Origin of the sequence: Pseudomonas sp. MRSN 12121, from assembly GCF_000931465.1 — a bacterium.
In the GTDB taxonomy this organism is placed as follows: domain Bacteria; phylum Pseudomonadota; class Gammaproteobacteria; order Pseudomonadales; family Pseudomonadaceae; genus Aquipseudomonas.
Genome location: NZ_CP010892.1, coordinates 2,512,715 through 2,531,403 on the forward strand (window position 1 = coordinate 2,512,715; position 18,689 = coordinate 2,531,403).

General features: G+C 62.6%; 19 protein-coding genes. 11 read left to right on the forward strand and 8 right to left on the reverse strand.

Annotation, left to right across the window (positions count from 1 at the left end):
- Positions 1-84: 84 nt before the first annotated feature.
- From solA to TO66_RS11630, 7 genes are all read right to left on the reverse strand, one after another.
- Positions 85-1,257 (reverse strand): N-methyl-L-tryptophan oxidase, encoded by a 1,173-nt coding sequence (gene solA / locus TO66_RS11600; RefSeq protein ID WP_044462439.1) that lies wholly within the window; start codon positions 1,255-1,257, stop codon positions 85-87.
- Between the two features lie 25 nt (positions 1,258-1,282).
- On the reverse strand, positions 1,283-1,807 hold the full coding sequence (locus tag TO66_RS11605) for a DUF2867 domain-containing protein (RefSeq protein WP_044462440.1): 525 nt from the start codon (positions 1,805-1,807) through the stop codon (positions 1,283-1,285).
- Positions 1,808-2,284: 477 nt separating this feature from the next.
- The gene (locus TO66_RS11610) at positions 2,285-3,382 is read right to left on the reverse strand and encodes a polyamine ABC transporter substrate-binding protein (RefSeq protein ID WP_044462441.1); all 1,098 of its coding nucleotides are present in this window, start codon (positions 3,380-3,382) and stop codon (positions 2,285-2,287) included.
- 162 nt (positions 3,383-3,544) lie between these two features.
- Complete coding sequence (locus tag TO66_RS11615; protein WP_044462442.1) at positions 3,545-4,429, reverse strand: ABC transporter permease subunit; 885 nt, start codon at positions 4,427-4,429, stop codon at positions 3,545-3,547.
- On the reverse strand, positions 4,426-5,307 hold the full coding sequence (locus tag TO66_RS11620) for an ABC transporter permease subunit (protein ID WP_177330433.1): 882 nt from the start codon (positions 5,305-5,307) through the stop codon (positions 4,426-4,428). Before TO66_RS11620 ends, TO66_RS11615 begins: the two co-directional genes overlap by 4 nt.
- Before the next feature lie 41 nt (positions 5,308-5,348).
- Positions 5,349-6,491 (reverse strand): ABC transporter ATP-binding protein, encoded by a 1,143-nt coding sequence (locus TO66_RS11625; RefSeq protein WP_044462444.1) that lies wholly within the window; start codon positions 6,489-6,491, stop codon positions 5,349-5,351.
- Positions 6,492-6,747: 256 nt separating this feature from the next.
- Positions 6,748-7,503, reverse strand: a complete 756-nt coding sequence (locus TO66_RS11630) for a gamma-glutamyl-gamma-aminobutyrate hydrolase family protein (RefSeq protein WP_044462445.1) — start codon at positions 7,501-7,503, stop codon at positions 6,748-6,750.
- A 265-nt stretch (positions 7,504-7,768) separates the two neighbouring features.
- On the opposite strand from TO66_RS11630, the gene TO66_RS11635 reads away from it, so the two are divergent.
- From TO66_RS11635 to TO66_RS32530, 9 genes are all read left to right on the forward strand, one after another.
- Entirely contained in the window at positions 7,769-9,145 is a 1,377-nt protein-coding gene (locus TO66_RS11635; RefSeq protein WP_044462446.1) for a glutamine synthetase family protein, read from the forward strand.
- Between the two features lie 33 nt (positions 9,146-9,178).
- Positions 9,179-10,669: an aldehyde dehydrogenase gene (locus TO66_RS11640; protein ID WP_044462447.1), complete on the forward strand. Its 1,491-nt coding sequence runs from the start codon at positions 9,179-9,181 to the stop codon at positions 10,667-10,669.
- 54 nt (positions 10,670-10,723) lie between these two features.
- Positions 10,724-12,004 (forward strand): FAD-binding oxidoreductase, encoded by a 1,281-nt coding sequence (locus TO66_RS11645; protein ID WP_044462448.1) that lies wholly within the window; start codon positions 10,724-10,726, stop codon positions 12,002-12,004.
- 421 nt (positions 12,005-12,425) lie between these two features.
- Positions 12,426-12,974, forward strand: a complete 549-nt coding sequence (locus TO66_RS11650; protein WP_044462449.1) for a cupin domain-containing protein — start codon at positions 12,426-12,428, stop codon at positions 12,972-12,974.
- Between the two features lie 137 nt (positions 12,975-13,111).
- Positions 13,112-14,566, forward strand: coding sequence for a PAAR domain-containing protein (locus tag TO66_RS11655; protein WP_044462450.1), 1,455 nt, complete (start codon positions 13,112-13,114; stop codon positions 14,564-14,566).
- Complete coding sequence (locus tag TO66_RS11660; RefSeq protein ID WP_044462451.1) at positions 14,563-14,955, forward strand: hypothetical protein; 393 nt, start codon at positions 14,563-14,565, stop codon at positions 14,953-14,955. Before TO66_RS11655 ends, TO66_RS11660 begins: the two co-directional genes overlap by 4 nt.
- 100 nt (positions 14,956-15,055) lie before the next feature.
- On the forward strand, positions 15,056-15,448 hold the full coding sequence (locus TO66_RS11665; protein WP_310732175.1) for a hypothetical protein: 393 nt from the start codon (positions 15,056-15,058) through the stop codon (positions 15,446-15,448).
- A 129-nt stretch (positions 15,449-15,577) separates the two neighbouring features.
- On the forward strand, positions 15,578-15,853 hold the full coding sequence (locus tag TO66_RS32525) for a hypothetical protein (RefSeq protein ID WP_310732176.1): 276 nt from the start codon (positions 15,578-15,580) through the stop codon (positions 15,851-15,853).
- An 87-nt stretch (positions 15,854-15,940) separates the two neighbouring features.
- Positions 15,941-16,363: a hypothetical protein gene (locus TO66_RS32530; protein ID WP_256243303.1), complete on the forward strand. Its 423-nt coding sequence runs from the start codon at positions 15,941-15,943 to the stop codon at positions 16,361-16,363.
- A gap of 202 nt (positions 16,364-16,565) precedes the next feature.
- On the opposite strand, the gene TO66_RS11670 is transcribed toward TO66_RS32530, so the two are convergent.
- Positions 16,566-16,868, reverse strand: coding sequence for a hypothetical protein (locus TO66_RS11670; protein WP_044462453.1), 303 nt, complete (start codon positions 16,866-16,868; stop codon positions 16,566-16,568).
- A 285-nt stretch (positions 16,869-17,153) separates the two neighbouring features.
- On the opposite strand from TO66_RS11670, the gene TO66_RS11675 reads away from it, so the two are divergent.
- Both TO66_RS11675 and TO66_RS11680 read left to right on the forward strand, forming a co-directional pair.
- The gene (locus TO66_RS11675; protein ID WP_044462454.1) at positions 17,154-17,660 is read left to right on the forward strand and encodes a sigma-70 family RNA polymerase sigma factor; all 507 of its coding nucleotides are present in this window, start codon (positions 17,154-17,156) and stop codon (positions 17,658-17,660) included.
- Positions 17,657-18,622, forward strand: a complete 966-nt coding sequence (locus TO66_RS11680) for a FecR domain-containing protein (RefSeq protein WP_044462455.1) — start codon at positions 17,657-17,659, stop codon at positions 18,620-18,622. The genes TO66_RS11675 and TO66_RS11680 overlap by 4 nt, the downstream gene beginning before the upstream one ends.
- Positions 18,623-18,689 lie beyond the last annotated feature (67 nt).

Consider the following 18,689-nt stretch of genomic DNA (forward strand, 5'->3'; position numbering starts at 1 on the left):
GAAAGCGGCACCCAGTGCAGGAAAAACGTCACTGAATCGATTCTGTCGGGCAGATGCCCCGGCAAGGTGCGCCCTCGGCGAGGTTCAGGGCGCGAAGCGCGCCAGGGAAAATGCGCTCAGGTCGATCTCGCTGCGCCCGTCCACCAGTTGCTGGGCCAGGGCTTCGCCGATTGCGGCGGAGTGCTTGAAGCCGTGACCCGAGCACGCGCTGACCACGGTGACATTGGCCAGGCGCGGGTGCTGGTCGATGATGAAATGCGCGTCCGGGGTCACGGTGTAGGCGCACACGGCGGACTTCACCAGCTCCGGGGTGACGCCAGCGATATGGGTGCGCACCAGGTCGTGGTACATCGCTGCGCTCTGCGCCGCGCTGACCTGGCGGTCGAGGTCGTCCGGCGTCGAGGCCTGGCTGTATTGCTCGGTGGCGATCTTCATGCTGCCTTCGCCGGGGATCGGCGGAAAGCCGTAGCAGTGCTGTTCGTCGCTGGCGCCATGGACGATAAAGCTCGGCGAGTGCTCGGGGAAGATCGCCGGTTCCGCCAACCGATACCAATACAAGGTCTGCCGGCACACCCGCAGCAGTTCGTCGAACGGCGCGCCCAGCAGCTGGCTGGACCACATGCCGGCGCAGACCACGGCCTTGGCGGCGGTGATGCAGCGGCCCTGGCTGGTGACCCGCACCTGGCCCCGATCGCTGGCGATAGCCTGCACCGTCTCGCCGGTGAACAGGGTCGCGCCCAGCTGGCGGGCCAGGGTCAATTGCGCGTCGATGCAGCGCTCGGGCCGCACATAACCGCCACCGGGTTCGAAACACCCCAGGGCGCTGTCGTGGATCGGCGCGAACTGCGGGAAGCGCCGGCGGATCTGCGCGGCGTCCAGCGCCTCGTGCTCGATACCGAACTGGCGGGCCAGGGCCAGGGTGTTCGCGGTGAAGTCCGGGGTGCCGTCCTGGCCGCTGGGGGTGGCGCTGGAGGTCATCACCAGCACGCCGCATTGTTCGAACAGCGGTTCGTCGACCTGGGCTTCCAGTTCACGCCAGATCTGCTGGGCGCGAATCGCCAGCGGCACATAGGCGGCACCTTCGCCCACCGCCTGGCGAGTGATGCGGGTGTCGCCATGGCTCGAACCCTGGTCGTGGGGCGGGGCAAAGCGGTCGATGCCGGCCACGTTCAGGCCACGCTTGGCCAGTTGGTAGAGGGTGGCGGCGCCCATGGCGCCAAGGCCTACTACAACGACGTCGAATTCGGCTGTCTGCACGGCGGTGTCCTTGGAAAGTGGCGGTTCAGGGGCGATTGATGTTGGCCAGGGTCATGGGCGCGATGAGCCGGTGGAACGGTGCCACCGGCAGCATGTACAGGCGCCCCAGGCGATTGTGCGGATGCACCACGGTGGACAGCACCAGCGGGCGCAGGCCCTCGGCGGTCAGAGGCAGGCGGTTGAGCGAAACATGCACGTCCAGGTGCCGGTCGCGGTCCACCACCAGCACCTCGTCCGGGGTCTGGGCCACCAGGGTAAAGATGCCGACTCGGTCGCCGGGCTGGTAATCCTCATCGGCCCGGGCCAGGTCGATCCGGGTCAGGCGGCCCAGATCCTTGAGGCCGAACAGCTGCACCACGCGGTTGCGCAGGCCCATCATCCGGTCGATCCAGGCCGGGGTCTGGCTCATGAGGCTCAGCAGATGGCGCATGGCGGTGCGCTCGGGATCATGGGCCAGGACCTGGCGACAGTCGATAAAACTCGCTCCCGCGGCCAGGCTGGCAATGCTCGACGGCTGGGGTAATGGACAAGGCTGGACGGCGGTCCGCATCGATACGTTCCCTGTAGAAGTGGCGGCGCACGGCTGCGCCACGAGCGGCGAAAAATAGCATGGATCGCCGGGGGGTAGCGGTGGCGCGGTATATCTGATGGACGGCGTTGTGTGGCTTGGCGCCTGCTGTGTCGGAGTGCCGCCCAAGCCGATCGCAGCCTCGCTGGCGCTCGACAGCGGCTACACGGCCTACATCGATCCTGTAGCCGCTGCCGAGCCTTGGCGAGGCTGCGATAAGGCCCGTAGGGCCTTCGGCGATCTGGAGAATGCCGCGCCCCTTCGGATCGAGCGCAGCCTGCGTCAGCGGCTACAGGGTTGTGGGGGCCAGAAACAAAAAAGGCGCCCGAAGGCGCCAAGGATTCACCCCAACCGAGGGAGCCGGGTGAAGCCGTTCGCAGGAGTGTCGCGGTGGTAAGGCGCGACGTGAACGGAAGAGGGGAGCGGCGCCCGACGCAATGGCCGGGCGCATGCCGCGGGTCATTTGCCGAGCTTGATCCGGGTCCAGCCGCGGTTCATCACGCGCTGGATGGCGATCGGCTGGTCGGGCACCGCGTACAGGGTGGCGAGCACCGCTTGCGGCGGGTACGAGGCCGGGTCGTTGCGGATGGCTTCGTCCACCAGCGGCGTGGCGGCCGCGTTGGCGTTGCTGTAGCCGAGGCTGTTGGTGACCTCGGCGATGATGTCCGGGCGCATCAGGAAGTTCATGAACAGGTAGGCGTTGTCGACGTTGGTGGCGTCCTTGGGCATGGCCATCATGTCGTAGAAACTGCCGGCGCCTTCCTTGGGAATGCTGAACGCGACCTTTTCCTTGTTGCCCGCTTCCTCGGCGCGGGAGCGCGCCTGCAGCACATCGCCCGAGTAACCCACGGCCACGCAGATATTGCCGTTGGCCAGGTCCGAGATGTACTTGGAGGAGTGGAAGTAGGTCACCGAAGGGCGAATCTTCATGAACAGTTCCTGGGCTTCGAGGATCTGCGCCTTGTCCTTGCTGGTCACCGGGTAGCCCAGGTAGTGCAGGGCGGCGGGGAGCATCTCGGTCGGCGAGTCGAGGAAGCTGATGCCGCAGGCCTTGAGCTTCTCGGCGTTCTCCGGCTTGAACAGCAGGTCCCAGGAATTGGTCGGCGCGTCCGCACCCAGCACCGCCTTGACCTTGTCCGGGTTGTAGCCGATGCCGATCGAACCCCACATGTACGGGAAGGCGTGGGCGTTGCCCGGGTCGCTGGCGGCGGCGTTCTGCAACAGCACCGGGTTGAGGTTCTTCCAGTTCGGCAGCCGCGACTTGTCCAGTTCCTGGTAGACCCCGGCCTTGATCTGCTTGGCCAGGAAGCTGTTGGACGGCACCACGATGTCGTAGCCCGACTTGCCGGTGAGCAGGCGCGCTTCCAGGGTTTCGTTGCTGTCGAAGACGTCGTAGGTGACGTGGATACCAGTCTCGGCCTCGAACTTTTTCAGGGTGTCCGGGGCGATATAGTCCGACCAGTTGTAGACCCGCAACTCCTTGTCGTTGGCTTGAGCGCCGGTCACCATCGCGCCCATCAAGGACAGTGTTAGCAGAGTCCTGCCAAACATTTTCATCGGTACAACTCCATTTCTTATTGTGCAGATTGCTGCATGGGGAACGCGGGGTGTCAGGTTGGACGCCTTCGCGAGCAAGCTCGCTCCTACAGGGTGGTACGGGTCCGTAGGAGCGAGCCTGCTTGCGATCCAGGCGCCGCGGTGTATCGCGAGCGCGACGGTTTAGGCCGTCGCTGGCACGCGCTGTTGCGTGGCGGGTTGGAACGCTTCGTTGGCGGTGAATTCCATGGCTTCCTGGATCGCCCGCTTGCGGCGTTCCTCGGCGCGCCGGCCGAAGTACCAGACCAGGAAAGTCACCAGCGACACCGCTAGCAGGATCAGGCTGGCCACGGCGTTGATTTCCGGCTTCACCCCCAGGCGCACCGCCGAGAACACTTCCATCGGCAGGGTGGTGGAACCCGGGCCGGAAACGAAGCTCGCCAGCACCAGGTCGTCCAGCGACAGGGCGAACGACATCATGCCGCCCGCCGCCAGCGACGGCGCGATCATCGGGATGGTAATCAGGAAGAACACCTTGAACGGCCGCGCGCCCAGGTCCATGGCCGCTTCTTCGATGGACAGGTCCAGCTCGCGCAAGCGCGCGGAGACTACCACGGCCACGTAGGCGGCGCAGAATGTCGTGTGGGCGATCCAGATGGTGACGATGCCACGTTCCATCGGCCAGCCGATCAGTTGCGCCATGGCCACGAACAACAGCAGCAGCGACAGGCCGGTGATCACCTCGGGCATCACCAGCGGCGCGGTGACCAGGCCGCCGAACAGGGTGCGGCCCTTGAAGCGGGTGACCCGGGTCAGCACGAAGGCCGCCAGGGTGCCCAGGGCCACTGCCGCCACGGCGGTGTAGCAGGCGATCTCTAGGGAACGCACCACCGAGCCCATCAACTGTGCGTTGTCCAGCAGGCCTGCGTACCACTTCACCGACCAGCCGCCCCAGACCGTCACCAGCTTGGAGGCGTTGAACGAGTAGATCACCAGGATCAGCATCGGCAGGTAAATGAACGCCAGGCCGAGCACCAGCATCAGGCTGGAAAATCCGTAACGTTTCATGCCCGTCCCTCCATCTCTTTGGCCTGGCTGCGGTTGAACAGCAGGATCGGAATAATCAGGATCGCCAGCATCACCACCGCCAGCGCGGAGGCCACCGGCCAGTCACGGTTGTTGAAGAACTCTTGCCACAGCACGCGGCCGATCATCAGGGTCTCGGGGCCGCCCAGCAGTTCCGGAATCACGAACTCGCCGACCACCGGGATAAACACCAGCATGCAGCCGGCGATGATGCCGTTCTTGGCCAGGGGCACGGTGATCTTCCAGAAGCTGTTGAGGGTGCTCGAACCCAGGTCCGCCGCCGCTTCCAGCAGGCTCGGGTCGTGCTTGACCAGGTTGGCGTACAGCGGCAGCACCATGAACGGCAAGTACGCGTACACCACCCCGATGTAGACCGCGGTGTTGGTGTTGAGGATTTCGATCGGCGCCGAGGTCAGGCCGGTCCACATCAGGAAGGCATTGAGCAGGCCGTTGTTGCTGAGGATGCCCATCCAGGCGTAGACGCGGATCAGGATTGCGGTCCAGGTCGGCATCATGATCAACAGCAGCAAGACGTTCTGCGCTTCCTTGCTGGCCTTGGTGATCGCATAGGCCATGGGGAAGCCGATCAGCAGGCACATCAGGGTGCTGAGCAGGGCGACTTTCAGCGAGCCGAGGTAGGCCGAGAGGTACAGCTCGTCCCCCACCAGCAGCGCGTAGTTGCCGACGTTGAGCAGCAGCTGGAATTTCTGTTCGGCGAAGCTGTAGATCTCCGAGTAGGGCGGAATGGCCAGGGCCGCTTCCGAGAAGCTGATCTTCATCACCAGGAAAAACGGCAGCATGAAGAACAGGAACAGCCAGAGGAAGGGAATGCCGATCACCAGCTTGCGACCGCTGGGCAGCACACGGAGCAGTTTCCGGTCGAGGGTCATGGTCGAGGTACTCATGCGCGCAGTACCACGCCGCTGTCGTCTTCCCACCACACGTAGACCTGGTCGTCCCAGGTCGGCCGGGCGCCGCGGCGTTCGGCGTTGGCCATGAACGACTGGACGATCTTGCCGCCGGGCAGCTCGACGTAGAACACCGAATGCCCGCCCAGGTAGGCGATGTCATGCACCTTGCCCCGGGACCAGTTGTAGCGCAGCTCGGGTTGCGTGGTGCTGACCAGCATCTTTTCCGGGCGGATGGCGTAGGTCACCGACTTGTCCTGCACCGAGGTGCTGACGCCGTGGCCGACGTAGATCTTCTGTTCCAGCTCGGGGCAGTGGATCACCGCGTGGCCTTCCAGGTCCTCGATCACCGTGCCGTCGAAGGCGTTCACGTTGCCGATGAACTCGCAGACCATGCGGCTCACCGGCGCCTCGTAGATGTCCACCGGGCTGCCGGTCTGGGCGATCCAGCCCAGGTGCATGATGGCGATGCGCTGGGCCATGGTCATGGCCTCTTCCTGGTCGTGGGTCACCATCACGCAGGTCACGCCCACGCGCTCGATGATCTCCACCAGTTCCAGTTGCATCTGCGAGCGCAGCTTCTTGTCCAGGGCGCCCATGGGTTCGTCGAGCAGCAGCAGTTTCGGCCGCTTGGCCAGGGAGCGGGCCAGGGCCACGCGTTGGCGCTGGCCGCCGGAGAGTTGAGGGGGCTTGCGCTTGGCGTACTGGGTCATGTGCACCAGCTTGAGCATCTCGCCGACCCGAGCGTCGATCTCGTCGGCCGGCAGGCGGTCCTGCTTGAGGCCGAAGGCGATGTTCTGCGCCACGGTCATGTGCGGGAACAAGGCATAGGACTGGAACATCATGTTGATCGGCCGCTCGTAGGGCGGCATGTCGGTGATGTCCACGCCATCCAGCAGGATGCGCCCCTCGGTGGGCCGCTCGAAGCCGGCGAGCATGCGCAGCAGGGTGGATTTGCCGGAACCCGAACCGCCGAGCAGGGCGAAGATCTCGCCCTGGTGGATCTCCAGGGACACGTCGTCCACGGCCACGGTTTCATCGAACTTCTTGGTCACGCGATCGATCTTCACCAGAACCTTCTGCGGGCTCGGGTTGCCCTCGAGGGCTTTCCGGTAAGTGCTGGAGGCGTTTGCCATGTGAAACTCCCAACAGGTTTCAGTCGCCCGGCCAATACGGCCGGGCCAAAGGTTGATTGCCAACCCGCGCGGGGCGGGTTGATTCGGCGCTGCCGTCCTGGCGGCCTGACGCTATTTGTTGTTGTGGTCTTGCCGGGTGTCGCTCACGCCGAAGGTCGGGCGGGCGCGGGCGCGCTCGCCGTGGGGCAGGGCGTGTTGAAGCGTGTCGAATGCCGGGGCGCGGCGGCGGCCCTGGCGCAGGGTGTGGCGCGAGCGTTCAGCGGCGCTGTGCGGCCCGTTGTCGGCAGGCCTCGCCGAAGGCCTGGAAGATCCGCAGGTAGACCGGGTTCGACAGCACCTGCCATTCCGGATGCCACTGCACGCCCAGGGCAAAGGCGGCGCTGTGCTCGACCGATACCGCCTCGATCAGGCCGTCCGGCGCCAGGGCCTCGGCGCGCAGGCCGGGGGCCAGGCGGTCGATGCCCTGGCTGTGGATCGAGTTGACCTGGAACTCGTGGGGCAGCTCCAGGGCCTGGAACACGCCGCCCGGCTGCACCGTGACGGCATGGGCGGGGGCGTATTGCACGGCCAGGTCCGGGTGGTCGGCTTCGCGGTGGTCGAGGTAGCCCGGCAGTTCATGCACCTTCTGGTGCAGGCTGCCGCCGAAGGCCACGTTCATCTCCTGGAAGCCGCGGCAGATGCCCAGCACCGGCACGCCAGCGGCAATCGCCGCGCGCAGCAGGGGCAGGGTGGTGGCGTCGCGCTGGGGATCGTGGGCGGTGCCCGGTTCGCTGGCCGGGCCCTGGTAGTGGAAGGGCTCCACATTCGACGGCGAGCCGGTGAACAGCAGGCCGTCCAGGTTCTGCAGCAGGTCCTCGGTATCGATGAGGTCCGCCAGGGAAGGAATGATCAGGGGCAGGCCCTTGGCCGCGACGCTGACAGCACGCAAGTACTTGTCGCCGCTGACGTGGTAGGGATGCAGACCGATCTCTTTGACGCACGCAGTAACGCCGATCAATGGCTTGGATGCCATTTTTATCACCTCGAAATTCACGCTGGAACGAGTTTTTCCAGAGCTTAGCCTCGTTGATTTTAATTAACAACTTCCATGTAAAAAATTCTAAACGCTTTTCGTCTGAAACCCGCGAGCCGCCTAGTTTGCAGGGGGTCAAAGGATCTCTGGAGGCAAAATAATTGACGCTGGCCGGCCGTTTTCGGCCCTTGACTTCACTTTTTCTTTCGGATTGACTGCTGCCACGCAACAGCCTTGAACATAATAATTAACACATAGGTGCATCATGTCGGTCCCACTGCGTGCCGTTCAGCTCAACGAAGCCAACGCCTTCCTGAAACAACATCCCGAGGTCCTGTACGTCGATCTGCTGATTGCGGATATGAACGGCGTGGTGCGCGGCAAGCGCATCGAACGTACGGCCTTGCACAAGGTGTACGAGAAAGGCATCAACCTGCCGGCCTCGCTGTTCGCCCTGGATATCAACGGTTCCACCGTGGAAAGCACCGGTCTGGGCCTGGACATCGGCGACGCCGACCGCATCTGCTACCCGATTCCCGGCACCCTGAGCGTCGAGCCCTGGCAGAAGCGCCCGACCGCGCAACTGCTGATGACCATGCACGAGATCGAAGGCGAGCCGTTCTTCGCCGACCCGCGGGAAGTGCTGCGCAAGGTGGTGAGCAAGTTCGACGAACTGGGCCTGACCATCTGCGCCGCCTTCGAGCTGGAGTTCTACCTGATCGACCAGGACAACGTGAACGGCCGGCCGCAGTCGCCGCGCTCGCCGATTTCCGGCAAGCGCCCGCAGTCGACCCAGGTCTACCTGATCGACGACCTGGACGAATACGTCGACTGCCTGCAGGACATCCTCGAAGGCGCGAAAGAGCAGGGCATCCCTGCCGACGCCATCGTCAAGGAAAGCGCCCCGGCGCAGTTCGAGGTCAACCTGCACCACGTTTCCGACCCGATCAAAGCCTGCGACTACGCGGTGCTGCTCAAGCGCCTGGTGAAGAACATCGCCTACGACCATGAGATGGACACCACCTTCATGGCCAAGCCTTACCCGGGCCAGGCCGGCAACGGCCTGCACGTGCACATCTCGATCCTCGACAAGCAGGGCAACAACATCTTCGCCAGTGAAGACCCGGAGACCAACGCCGCCCTGCGCCACGCCATCGGTGGCGTGCTGGAAACCCTGCCGGAGCAGATGGCCTTCCTCTGCCCGAACGTCAACTCCTACCGCCGCTTCGGCGCGCAGTTCTACGTGCCCAACTCGCCGACCTGGGGCATCGACAACCGCACCGTGGCCGTGCGCGTGCCCACCGGCTCGCCGGACGCGGTGCGCATCGAGCACCGGGTGGCCGGCGCCGACGCCAACCCCTACCTGTTGATGGCCTCGGTGCTGTCGGGCATTCACCACGGCCTGACCAATAAGATCGAGCCCGGCCCGGCGATGGAAGGCAACGCCTACGAGCAGAGCGAACCGAGCCTGCCGAGCAACCTGCGCGACGCCCTGCGCGTGCTGGACGACAGCGAGGTGATGGCCAAATACATCGACCCGACCTACATCGACGTGTTCGTCGCCTGCAAGGAAAGCGAGCTGGCCGAGTTCGAGAACTCCATCTCCGACCTGGAATACAACTGGTACCTGCACACGGTCTGACGGCCGTGCCTCTTCCTGCGTTGAGTATTTGCCATGACTAAATCCCGCAGCGACTGGGAGCAGCGCTTCCAGTCCTTGACCCTCGAAGGCCGTGCCTTTATCGACGGCCAGTATTGCCACGCCGCCAGCGGCGCCACCTTCGAGTGCCTCAGCCCGGTGGACGGGCGCTTTCTGGTCAACGTCGCCAGCACCGACGAGGCCGACGCCGACCGCGCGGTGCAGGTGGCGCGCCGGGCCTTCGAGTCCGGCGTCTGGTCGCGCCAGGCGCCGGCCGAGCGCAAGCGGGTGCTGATCCGTTTTGCCGAGTTGATCCTCGCGCACCAGGAAGAACTGGCGCTCCTGGAAACCCTGGACATGGGCAAGCCCATTAGCGACTCGATGAGCATCGATGTGCCGGCCACCGCCAATGCAATCCGCTGGAACGCCGAGGCCATCGACAAGATCTACGACGAAGTCGCGGCTACTCCCCACGACCAACTGGGCCTGGTGACCCGCGAGGCTTCCGGCGTGGTGGCGGCCATCGTGCCGTGGAACTTCCCGCTGATCATGGCCAGCTGGAAATTCGCCCCGGCCCTGGCGGCGGGCAACTCGTTCATCCTCAAGCCGTCGGAAAAATCGCCGCTGACCGCAATCCGCATCGCCCAGCTGGCCCTGGACGCTGGCATCCCCAAAGGCGTGTTCAACGTCTTGCCGGGCTATGGCCACACTGTCGGCAAGGCCCTGGCCCTGCATATGGACGTGGACGTGCTGGCCTTCACCGGCTCCACCGCGGTGGGCAAGCAACTGCTGGTGTACTCCGGGCAGAGCAACATGAAGCGCGTGTGGCTGGAGGCGGGCGGCAAGAGCCCCAACGTGGTGTTCGCCGACGCCCCGGACCTGCGCGCGGCGGCGGAAGCGGCGGCCAGCGCCATTGCTTTCAACCAGGGCGAAGTCTGCACCGCCGGCTCGCGGCTGTTGGTGGAGCGTTCGATCCGCGAGCGGTTCATTCCGCTGCTGGTGGAAGCGCTCCAGGCCTGGAAACCGGGCCACGCCCTGGACCCGGAGACCCGTGTTGGCGCCGTGGTGGATGAGCGCCAGCTGGACAACGTGCTGCGTTATATCGGCATCGGCAAGGAGCAGGGCGGGCAACTGCTGGCCGGCGGCGCGCGGACCCTGGAAAGCACGGGTGGCCTGTATGTCGAGCCGACGATTTTCGACGGCGTGACCAACGCCATGACCATCGCCCGGGAAGAGATCTTCGGCCCGGTGCTGTCGCTGATCAGCTTCGACACCGAGGAAGAAGCGCTGGCGATCGCCAACGACAGCATCTTCGGCCTGGCGGCCGGGGTCTGGACCAGCAACCTCAGCCGTGCCCACCGCTTCGCCCGGGGCCTGCGCGCCGGCAGCGTGTGGGTCAACCAGTACGACGGCGGCGACATGACCGCGCCGTTCGGCGGCTTCAAGCAGTCGGGCAACGGCCGCGACAAGTCGCTGCACGCCTTCGACAAGTACACCGAGCTGAAAGCGACCTGGATCAAGCTCTGACTCTATAAGAACGGCGGGGCCGGCCACGGCCGGCACTCGCTGGAGAATTCGATAATGCAAACCTATGTAAACAGCTACTACGCCGCGACCCGCAACCAGACCGCCGACTTTCCGGTCCTGGAAGAATTGGTGGAATGCGATGTCTGCGTGATCGGCGCCGGCTACACCGGCCTGTCCTCGGCGCTGTTCCTCGCCGAGGCGGGCTATAGCGTCACCGTGCTCGAAGCGGCCAAGGTCGGCTTCGGCGCCAGCGGGCGCAATGGCGGGCAACTGGTCAACTCCTACAGCCGCGATGTCGATGTGATCGAGTCGCGCTATGGCGAAAAAAGCGCCGAAGTGCTGGGCAGCATGATCTTCGAAGGCGCCGAGATCATTCGCCAGCGCATCCAGCATTACGACATCCAGTGCGACTACCGCCCGGGCGGGATCTTCGCCGCGATGAACAACAAGCAGTTCAAGGGCCTGGCCGAGCAGAAGGCCAGCTGGGAGCGCTACGGCAACAACAACCTGAAGCTGCTGGACCGGGCGCAGATCGCCCAGGAAGTCGGTTCCAGCGCCTACGTCGGCGGCCTGCTGGACATGCAGGGCGGGCATATCCACCCGCTGAACCTGGCCCTCGGCGAAGCCAGCGCCATCATCGGCTTGGGCGGCAAGATCTTCGAACAGTCGGCGGCGGTGGAAATCACCTACGGCGAACCGAACGTGGTGCGCACCGCCAAGGGCGTGGTCCGCGCCAAGTACCTGCTGATCGCCGGCAACGCCTACCTGCAGCAGGACCTTGACCCCCGGGTGACGCGCAAGAGCATGCCTTGCGGTTCGCAGATCGTGGTCACCGAACCGCTGTCGGAGCCGATGGCCCGCAGCCTGATCCGCAACAACTACTGCGTCGAAGACTGCAACTACCTGCTGGACTACTACCGCCTCACCGCCGACAACCGCCTGCTCTACGGCGGTGGCGTGGTCTACGGCGCCCGCGAGCCGGACGACATCGAACAGCTGATCCGGCCGAAGATCCTCAAGACCTTCCCCCAGCTCAAGGACGTGAAGATCGACTACCGCTGGACCGGCAATTTCCTGCTGACCATGTCGCGCATGCCGCAGTTCGGCCGCATCGAAAAGAACGCCTACTACATGCAGGGCTACAGCGGCCACGGCGTCACCTGCTCGCACCTGGCCGGCAAGCTGATCGCCGAAATGATCCGCGGCGACGCCGAACGCTTCGACGCCTTCGCCTCGCTACCGCATATGCCGATGTTCGGCGGCCGCACCTTCCAGGCCCCGCTGACCGCCATGGGCGCGGCGTACTACGCCCTGCGCGACCGCCTCGGCATCTGAACCAATGGCGCCCTCCCAATGCCGCAAAGGAGAGGGCGCCCACCCCGCGTCTTCTGTAGGAGCGCAGCTTGCGCGCGATAAACGATAACGCGGTCCACCTGACACCCCGCGTGGCCAGGCCTGGCGCCCGCTTCGCGGTCGATCGCAGCCTCGCCAAAGGCTCGACAGCGGCTACAGGGATCGGTGCCGCCTTTGTAGCCGCTGCCAAGCCCCAGCGAGGCTGCGATGAGGTCCGCAGGACCTCCAAGAGGCCCCGCCCACCCACCGCCAAATCCCCCATCAACCCCTTATCGCCAGTCTTTACAGCACAACCGTCAAACATGTTTAAATAGCCGCCTTTCAGGCTCCAGAGGCACCCAAATCGCGACAATCGCGACCCAAGCGCCGAAATACCCTCAAGTACACCTCACACAAGGCTGCTATGGACACGGGCACACGACTCAAACTCGTTCGCGAAAGCTACAAACTGTCCCAGCGCGAGCTGGCCCGACGCAGCGGCGTGACCAACGCCACCATCTCCCTGATCGAACAGAACCGCGTCAGCCCCTCCGTCAGCTCCCTGAAAAAGCTGCTCGAAGGCATCCCCATGTCCCTGGCCGACTTCTTCACCTTCGACCAGCCCCCCCGCGAACACCAATACGTGTTCCGCGCCAACGAACAACCCGACCTCGGCCGCGACGGCGCCCGCCTGCTACTGATCGGCGCCGCCCTGCCCAGCCGCCAGATGCGCTTTCTACGCGAGCAATACGCCCCCGGCGCCAGCTCCGGCGACGAGCCGATCGTGCACAGCGAAGGGGAGGAGTGTGGGCTTGTGACCCGTGGCACCGTGGAACTCACGGTGGACGGGCAGGTAAGCGTGCTGAACCCGGGGGATGGGTATTATTTTCCGACTACGTTGCCGCATAAGTTTCGGAATATTGGGGCGGATGAGGCGGAGATTATTAGTGCCAACACGCCGGCGAACTTCTGAGGCGGGTTGTTCCCGGCTCGCTGTAGTCGCTCATTAGCTTTTTAAGAAACGCCTTAAAGTCTTCATCCCTGCTCCTGCGCTAGCGTCCCCTGTCTCCCGGGCGGGAGGCGCCTTCATTCATAGCGCAGGGACCCTACATGACGCCTTCAGCTCGCCTCGGCGACAGCCATGTCTGCCCGATACCGGGACACGGCACCACCTCCATCGTTTCCGCCGCCATGGACGTCAGCATCAACGGCATGGGCTCGGCCCGGGTCGGTGACACCTGTGGCTGCGGCGCAGTCATCACCACCGGCTTCCCCTCGATTCTGATCAATGGTCGGCCCATGGCCCACCTCGGCAGTCCCACCAGCCATGGCGGCACCATTACTACGGGCTCCAGCGACACCTTTGGCGGTTTTACCTTCGCTCCTGCGACCGGAGCGGCCATCGTCAATTTCGCCACCCTGGGCGCTATCCGCACCGATGGCACGGTGGACGAACAGCGCATGGCTTCCCTGCTGGCCGATCCCGACCTCACTGAAAAAGCCCAGGTCGCCAACGCGCTGGTCAGCCCGCTGGCCGCGCCCGAGGCACCCATGGCTAGTCTGCAACAGGGTATTGAGCCGGGATTTCATATCGTCGAACAGCCCATGTCCCGCGTGGCATTGGAATCCATCCTCTTCGCCAGACCCGATAGCGCTGTGCTGGAAAAATTCCGTACCCTCAATCCGCAGCTCACCGATTACGCCAAGCCAGGCCAACTGATTGTCCTCAGCGACCCGGCCAACCTCCAATGCAGCCGCGAGGAAGCCTGGCTGATGGAAGCGGCGGCAAAGGTCAATGCGGCACTGGCACCGATGAGCGACGAAGAAGCCAGCTTTCTGGCGCGCAATCGTCATTTGCTGGAATCCTTTGCCTCTCAGGGATCGACCGCATTGGGTGTGGGCACCGCGATCTTCGCCAAGAACCTGGAGGATGTGAAAGCCTCGCTGCGGGATATCGAGGGCCTGCATAAACGCAGTTTCCAGCAATATGGCCACCTGCGTTCCGCCGACTTCCTTGCCGAACGCAAGCGATTGTTGGCCCAACTGGATACCCGGCTGACGGCATTTACTCGGGTAGGGATCGGTTTTCCCGAGCACCCGAAGTTGAAAACGGCCTTGGGCATTTCCAGCCGCAGCCTGGTGCATCACTGGACGCTGGCCGGGGCGCCAGGGCAGATACCGGGGTATGCGACGCATATGCAGGGCGTGGCAAGGGCGGCGCAGTATGTGAAGTACGCGGGATGGTTGGGGATCGGGTTGGGCGGGGGAGCTTCGTATATGAAGGTTCAGGATGTGTGTACGGCGGGGGATCGTGAGGCGTGTGAGCGAGTGAAGTTAACAGAAGGAGGGAGCTTCATCGGTACGTTGTCAGGAGGTGCGGCGGCAGGTGCATTGCTGACTCCTGTTGCTGGGCCTATCTGCTTAGCCTTGGGAATGCCAACCGCTGGAACCGGGGCCTTAGTATGCGGGCTTGTGGTAGTCGGAGTTAGCTCTTGGGGGGCTGGTAGCTTGGGAGGAGCGTTAGGTGAGAGTTTTGGGGAGATGATTTATGAGAACAGTAAATGAGTAATGAGACATTCAGTACGATCTTTCTCTACTTGGGATTGGCAGACTTTGGCGCTCTGATTGTCTGGCTCGGAACAGGTTTGTATATGGCCTACACCGAAACGGATGAAATGCTTGAGCGGCTTAAAAATTGCCCTGCGATCATGAATAAAGCTTCGTTCAGGAAGGCCGGGCCGGCAGGGCGGTTGTATCTGATGGGGAGTGTTATTGGGGTTATAGCCTGGCCTGGAATTTATATCCGTGACGGTGGTGCCAGTGTTGAGGATATTAATAAATTTCCTCCAGGTCTTAAACGTAAGCTGATGATCTGGTATCGAGTAGGTGCAGGTTTGTTTGTGCTGTTCCTGTTGCTTTGGTGTGTGGGTAAGTATATGGGCTTGGTTAGATAGTGCGGTGGAAGGAAAGTTATAGTAGTAGCGAGGTTGGCCCTTAGGGAAAGAAGACCGGTTTTTTGGGGGAATGAATTTTCCGAGAAAGGAGTCGATAAATTTGATTATTTCCATGCACGACTTTCTGGCTCTTTTTGGTGGAGTCCTGATCATTGGTTTGTTTATCTGGATCGGTGCGTGTCTGTACTTGGCATATACCCGCCTCAACGAAATCCTCGAGCTTTTAAAGCATTGTTCGGCGGTTATGAATCGCGCACCACTTAGGCATGGTGGGCCTTTTGGAAAGATCTTACTGGTAGGCGGGATATCGGGGATTGTTACCTTTCCAGGTATCTATCTTAAGCATGGGGGTGTCAGTGTCGATGATTTGACTGGGCTTCCTGTCGAGCTTAAGAAAAAGCTGGTGCGATTGCAGTGGTGCGCTATCGGTTTGTTAACTGCGGGCGTGGTATGTGCACTGGGTTTAAAAATTATAAAGCTGTATGCGCTTTAGGGTTGATCAGTGACTTTTGTGGGATTTCTATATGAATTTTTTTCTATCTCGTGCATTGCCGTCATTCTAGGCATGTTCGTTTGGATCTGTGTGTGCCTGCGTTTGGCGTATACATCCGTGGATGAATACTTGGAACTACTGAGAAATTGCCAGGCTGTAGTAAGGCTTGCTCCTCTTCGGCAGGTTGGGCCTTGGGGCAAGCTATTGTTGATGGGCGGAATAACATCGATTGTCAGTTTTCCAGATATCTACCTTAAGCATGGAGGCGTAAGTGTTGAAGATTTGGAAAGCTTTCCGAAACCGCTTAAGAAAAAATTCCTTGTGTTGCAATGGAGCTTGCGAGGATTGCTCGGAATCATGTTTGTGTCTGTGATAGGTGTTAAAGCCATTGAGTATGTGCTCTGAGAGAGGATGGAACGTGGGGGCAAGTTCGATAGTTTTTGATGAGGCACATGCTTTATGTTTCAAACTAGCCGTGCTGGGGAAATTAGATTGACGACCACAAATGCAAGTAAGGGGCGATCTGGGTGCGCTTGGCTGCTGTTGATTCCATTACTACCGGTATTGATTTTTATAGGGCAGAGCATTCTTGAACCGACAGTAACCGTTCATTACGCCGAAAACGGCAAGGAAGAGCTGAAGTACATCTGGAACGTGCAGCACCGGATATATAAAGGACGGATGCAACCCGGAGGCGGAACATCAGATAACGGCTTTATATTTCCAGGCGAAGACTTTTTCATGCGGTTGGATTGGTGGAGCGAAAAGGGCCGCCATCATTGCGTCAGCATCACGCCCAAATGGCCGAACACCCATATCTATCTCGACCTGAATGGGAACATCGACACCGAGAAAGGCGTTGGGACTGATGAGGACCGATTGGATCAATGCAAAGGAGACTGGGCAAAGCCATAAGAGAAGCCCTGCGTATCACTGGCTGACCCACACTTTCATATCCGATTCAGGCGCGAAAAGGTTAGAGCCCTGTTTGAAATGTCGCGCTTCTGTTGATGACAATGTTTTTTCGGGTTGGCGTTTTCCCCCGACCATCCTCTGGCCGACCCAAACAAAAAGCCCCGACAAATCGGGGCTTTTCGCTTTACCCACTACAACCCACTCAATTCGTACAAGTCAGCCGCGAATACTTCGGCGGGTCGAGCAGGATTCCCGGGGTCATGAAGGTCGAGCAGTTGAAGACGCGGCCTTTGGCGGTGGTGGCCTTGAAGGTCAGTTCCGAGCCGCCGAGGAAGTCTTCCTTGCCTTTGGTCACTGGGCCCATGGTGAGTTCGTCGGTGGAGGCCAGGCCAATGGTTTCGGCGGTGACTTTGTGGATTTGCAGGACGTTGGGGGTGGTCGAGCAACCGGCCAGGGTGCCCGCCAGCAGCAGGAGCAGAGGGCCCAGGAGAGTTTTCTTATTCATGGCGTATTTTCCTTAATAGCGTTTCGCCCTGGTTTTTTCGCGCGCCTTGAAGGGGGGAATATCAGCAACGTGAAAATCAGGGGGCAGAACCGCCACCCCCTGCCAAGTCCGACTCAATAGAGGGATTTATTTCAGCATGGCGCCATGGGGCCGCCTATAGGTCACATGTGCTAGTGGGCAGTGGTGCGCGAAGAGCTGTTCCGGAGGCGGGCCGTTCTCCAAGGCTGTACAAGTTCCCCGCGCAAACAATAAAATGAGAAGCATTATCATTAGTGCGAATCTCCCATGCCCAGCCACAGCACCGTCTCGCCCGTCGCCCAGTTGTATGCCAACCATCACGGCTGGTTGCGGGGCTGGCTGCACCGGCGTCTGGGGCACAGCGCCGATGCCGAGGACCTGGCGCACGACACCTTTATCCGCGTGCTGCGCTCCCAGGAGGATGTGCGCGAGTTGCGCCAGCCCATGGCGTTCCTGGCGACCATCGCCAATGGCTTGCTGATCAACCGCTGGCGGCGTCAGGCGATCGAGCGGGCGTACCTGGAAGCGCTGGCGGCGCGGCCGGTGGGTGAGGAGCCGTCGCCGGAAGAACGGCATCTGATGATCGAAACCCTGCTGGAGCTGGATTCGCTGCTGGTGGGCTTGTCCTCGCGGGTGCGGCAGATTTTCTTCTTGTCCCAGCTCGACGGCCTGACCTACCCGCAGATCGCCGCGCAGTTGAGCCTGAGCGTGGCCCAGGTGCAGCGGGCGATGGGCAAGGCGTTCGCGGTCTGTTACGCGAGCCGTTTCGAATGAGCGGTGCCGCGGTCAATCCGCGGGTGCGGGACTGTGCCATCGATTGGCTGGTCAAGGCCCAGTCCGGGCTGATGAGTGTCGCCGAGCAGGCGGCCTTGCAGCAATGGCGGCAGGCCAGTGCCGAGCACGAGTACGCCTGGCAGCGGGTCAGCAGTTTGCCGCTGTTGTTGCAGCCGGGGGCCAACCTATTGGCCGATGCCACGGCGCGCCGGGCCCTGGAGACGGCCGGGGCTGATCCACGGCAGCGCCGGCAGGTGCTCAAGTGTTTGCTGGCGCTCGGCTTGCTCGGCGGGATTTCCTGGCAGGGCGCGGACTCGACCCTGCTGCGTTCGGCCCTGGCGACTTACCGCACCGGCGTCGGTGAGCGGCGGCGCTGGGCCCTGGCCGACGGCGGTTCGCTGTGGCTGAACACCGCCAGCGCGGTGAACCTGGATTTGAGCCCGCAGCAATCCAGCGGGCAGTTGATCGAGGGCGAACTGGCCCTGGACAGGCCCGCGCAATCGCCGTCGCTGCAACTGCTGACCGCAGACGCGGTGCTCTATAGCCGCGGCACCCACCTGCTGGTGCGGCAGGATCGCCACGGCACCGAGGTGGCGGTGTTGCGCGGGCTGGCGCAGGTCGGCGCGCGGCAGCATCCGGCAGTGGTGCCGCTGCGGGCCGGTTGGCGCACCCGCATCGACAACCGTGGCGTCGCCGAGCCGAGCCCCGTCGACAGCTTCCTGGCCCTGGCCTGGTTGCGCGGCATCCTGCCGGCCGAGCGCATGCGCCTGGATCGATTGCTCGCCGAACTCTCCCGCTACCGCCCGGGCTTGCTGCGTTGCAGCGAGGCGGTGGCGGGCTTGCGCGTGACCGGCAGTTTCCAGCTGGACGACACCGATGCCGCCCTGGCGCTGCTGGCTACCACCTTGCCGGTGCGCATCGAACGGCGCACTCGTTATTGGGTGACCGTGGTGCCCGCCTGAAACTTTTTTTTCACTTGCGCGATAGTTTTTTCGATCTGGCTTGGCCTCTGGGTATGACCCATCGGAA

What these genes read in the sequence shown, in the direction of transcription:
- TO66_RS11605 (WP_044462440.1), bottom strand. Translation starts at nt 1,807, where the DNA reads ATGCGGACCGCCGTCCAGCCTTGTCCATTACCCCAGCCGTCGAGCATT.
- TO66_RS11610 (WP_044462441.1), bottom strand. Translation starts at nt 3,382, where the DNA reads ATGAAAATGTTTGGCAGGACTCTGCTAACACTGTCCTTGATGGGCGCG.
- TO66_RS11615 (WP_044462442.1), bottom strand. Translation starts at nt 4,429, where the DNA reads ATGAAACGTTACGGATTTTCCAGCCTGATGCTGGTGCTCGGCCTGGCG.
- TO66_RS11625 (WP_044462444.1), bottom strand. Translation starts at nt 6,491, where the DNA reads ATGGCAAACGCCTCCAGCACTTACCGGAAAGCCCTCGAGGGCAACCCG.
- TO66_RS11630 (WP_044462445.1), bottom strand. Translation starts at nt 7,503, where the DNA reads ATGGCATCCAAGCCATTGATCGGCGTTACTGCGTGCGTCAAAGAGATC.
- TO66_RS11635 (WP_044462446.1), top strand. Translation starts at nt 7,769, where the DNA reads ATGTCGGTCCCACTGCGTGCCGTTCAGCTCAACGAAGCCAACGCCTTC.
- TO66_RS11640 (WP_044462447.1), top strand. Translation starts at nt 9,179, where the DNA reads ATGACTAAATCCCGCAGCGACTGGGAGCAGCGCTTCCAGTCCTTGACC.
- TO66_RS11645 (WP_044462448.1), top strand. Translation starts at nt 10,724, where the DNA reads ATGCAAACCTATGTAAACAGCTACTACGCCGCGACCCGCAACCAGACC.
- TO66_RS11650 (WP_044462449.1), top strand. Translation starts at nt 12,426, where the DNA reads ATGGACACGGGCACACGACTCAAACTCGTTCGCGAAAGCTACAAACTG.
- TO66_RS11655 (WP_044462450.1), top strand. Translation starts at nt 13,112, where the DNA reads ATGACGCCTTCAGCTCGCCTCGGCGACAGCCATGTCTGCCCGATACCG.
- TO66_RS11660 (WP_044462451.1), top strand. Translation starts at nt 14,563, where the DNA reads ATGAGTAATGAGACATTCAGTACGATCTTTCTCTACTTGGGATTGGCA.
- TO66_RS11670 (WP_044462453.1), bottom strand. Translation starts at nt 16,868, where the DNA reads ATGAATAAGAAAACTCTCCTGGGCCCTCTGCTCCTGCTGCTGGCGGGC.
- TO66_RS11675 (WP_044462454.1), top strand. Translation starts at nt 17,154, where the DNA reads ATGCCCAGCCACAGCACCGTCTCGCCCGTCGCCCAGTTGTATGCCAAC.
- TO66_RS11680 (WP_044462455.1), top strand. Translation starts at nt 17,657, where the DNA reads ATGAGCGGTGCCGCGGTCAATCCGCGGGTGCGGGACTGTGCCATCGAT.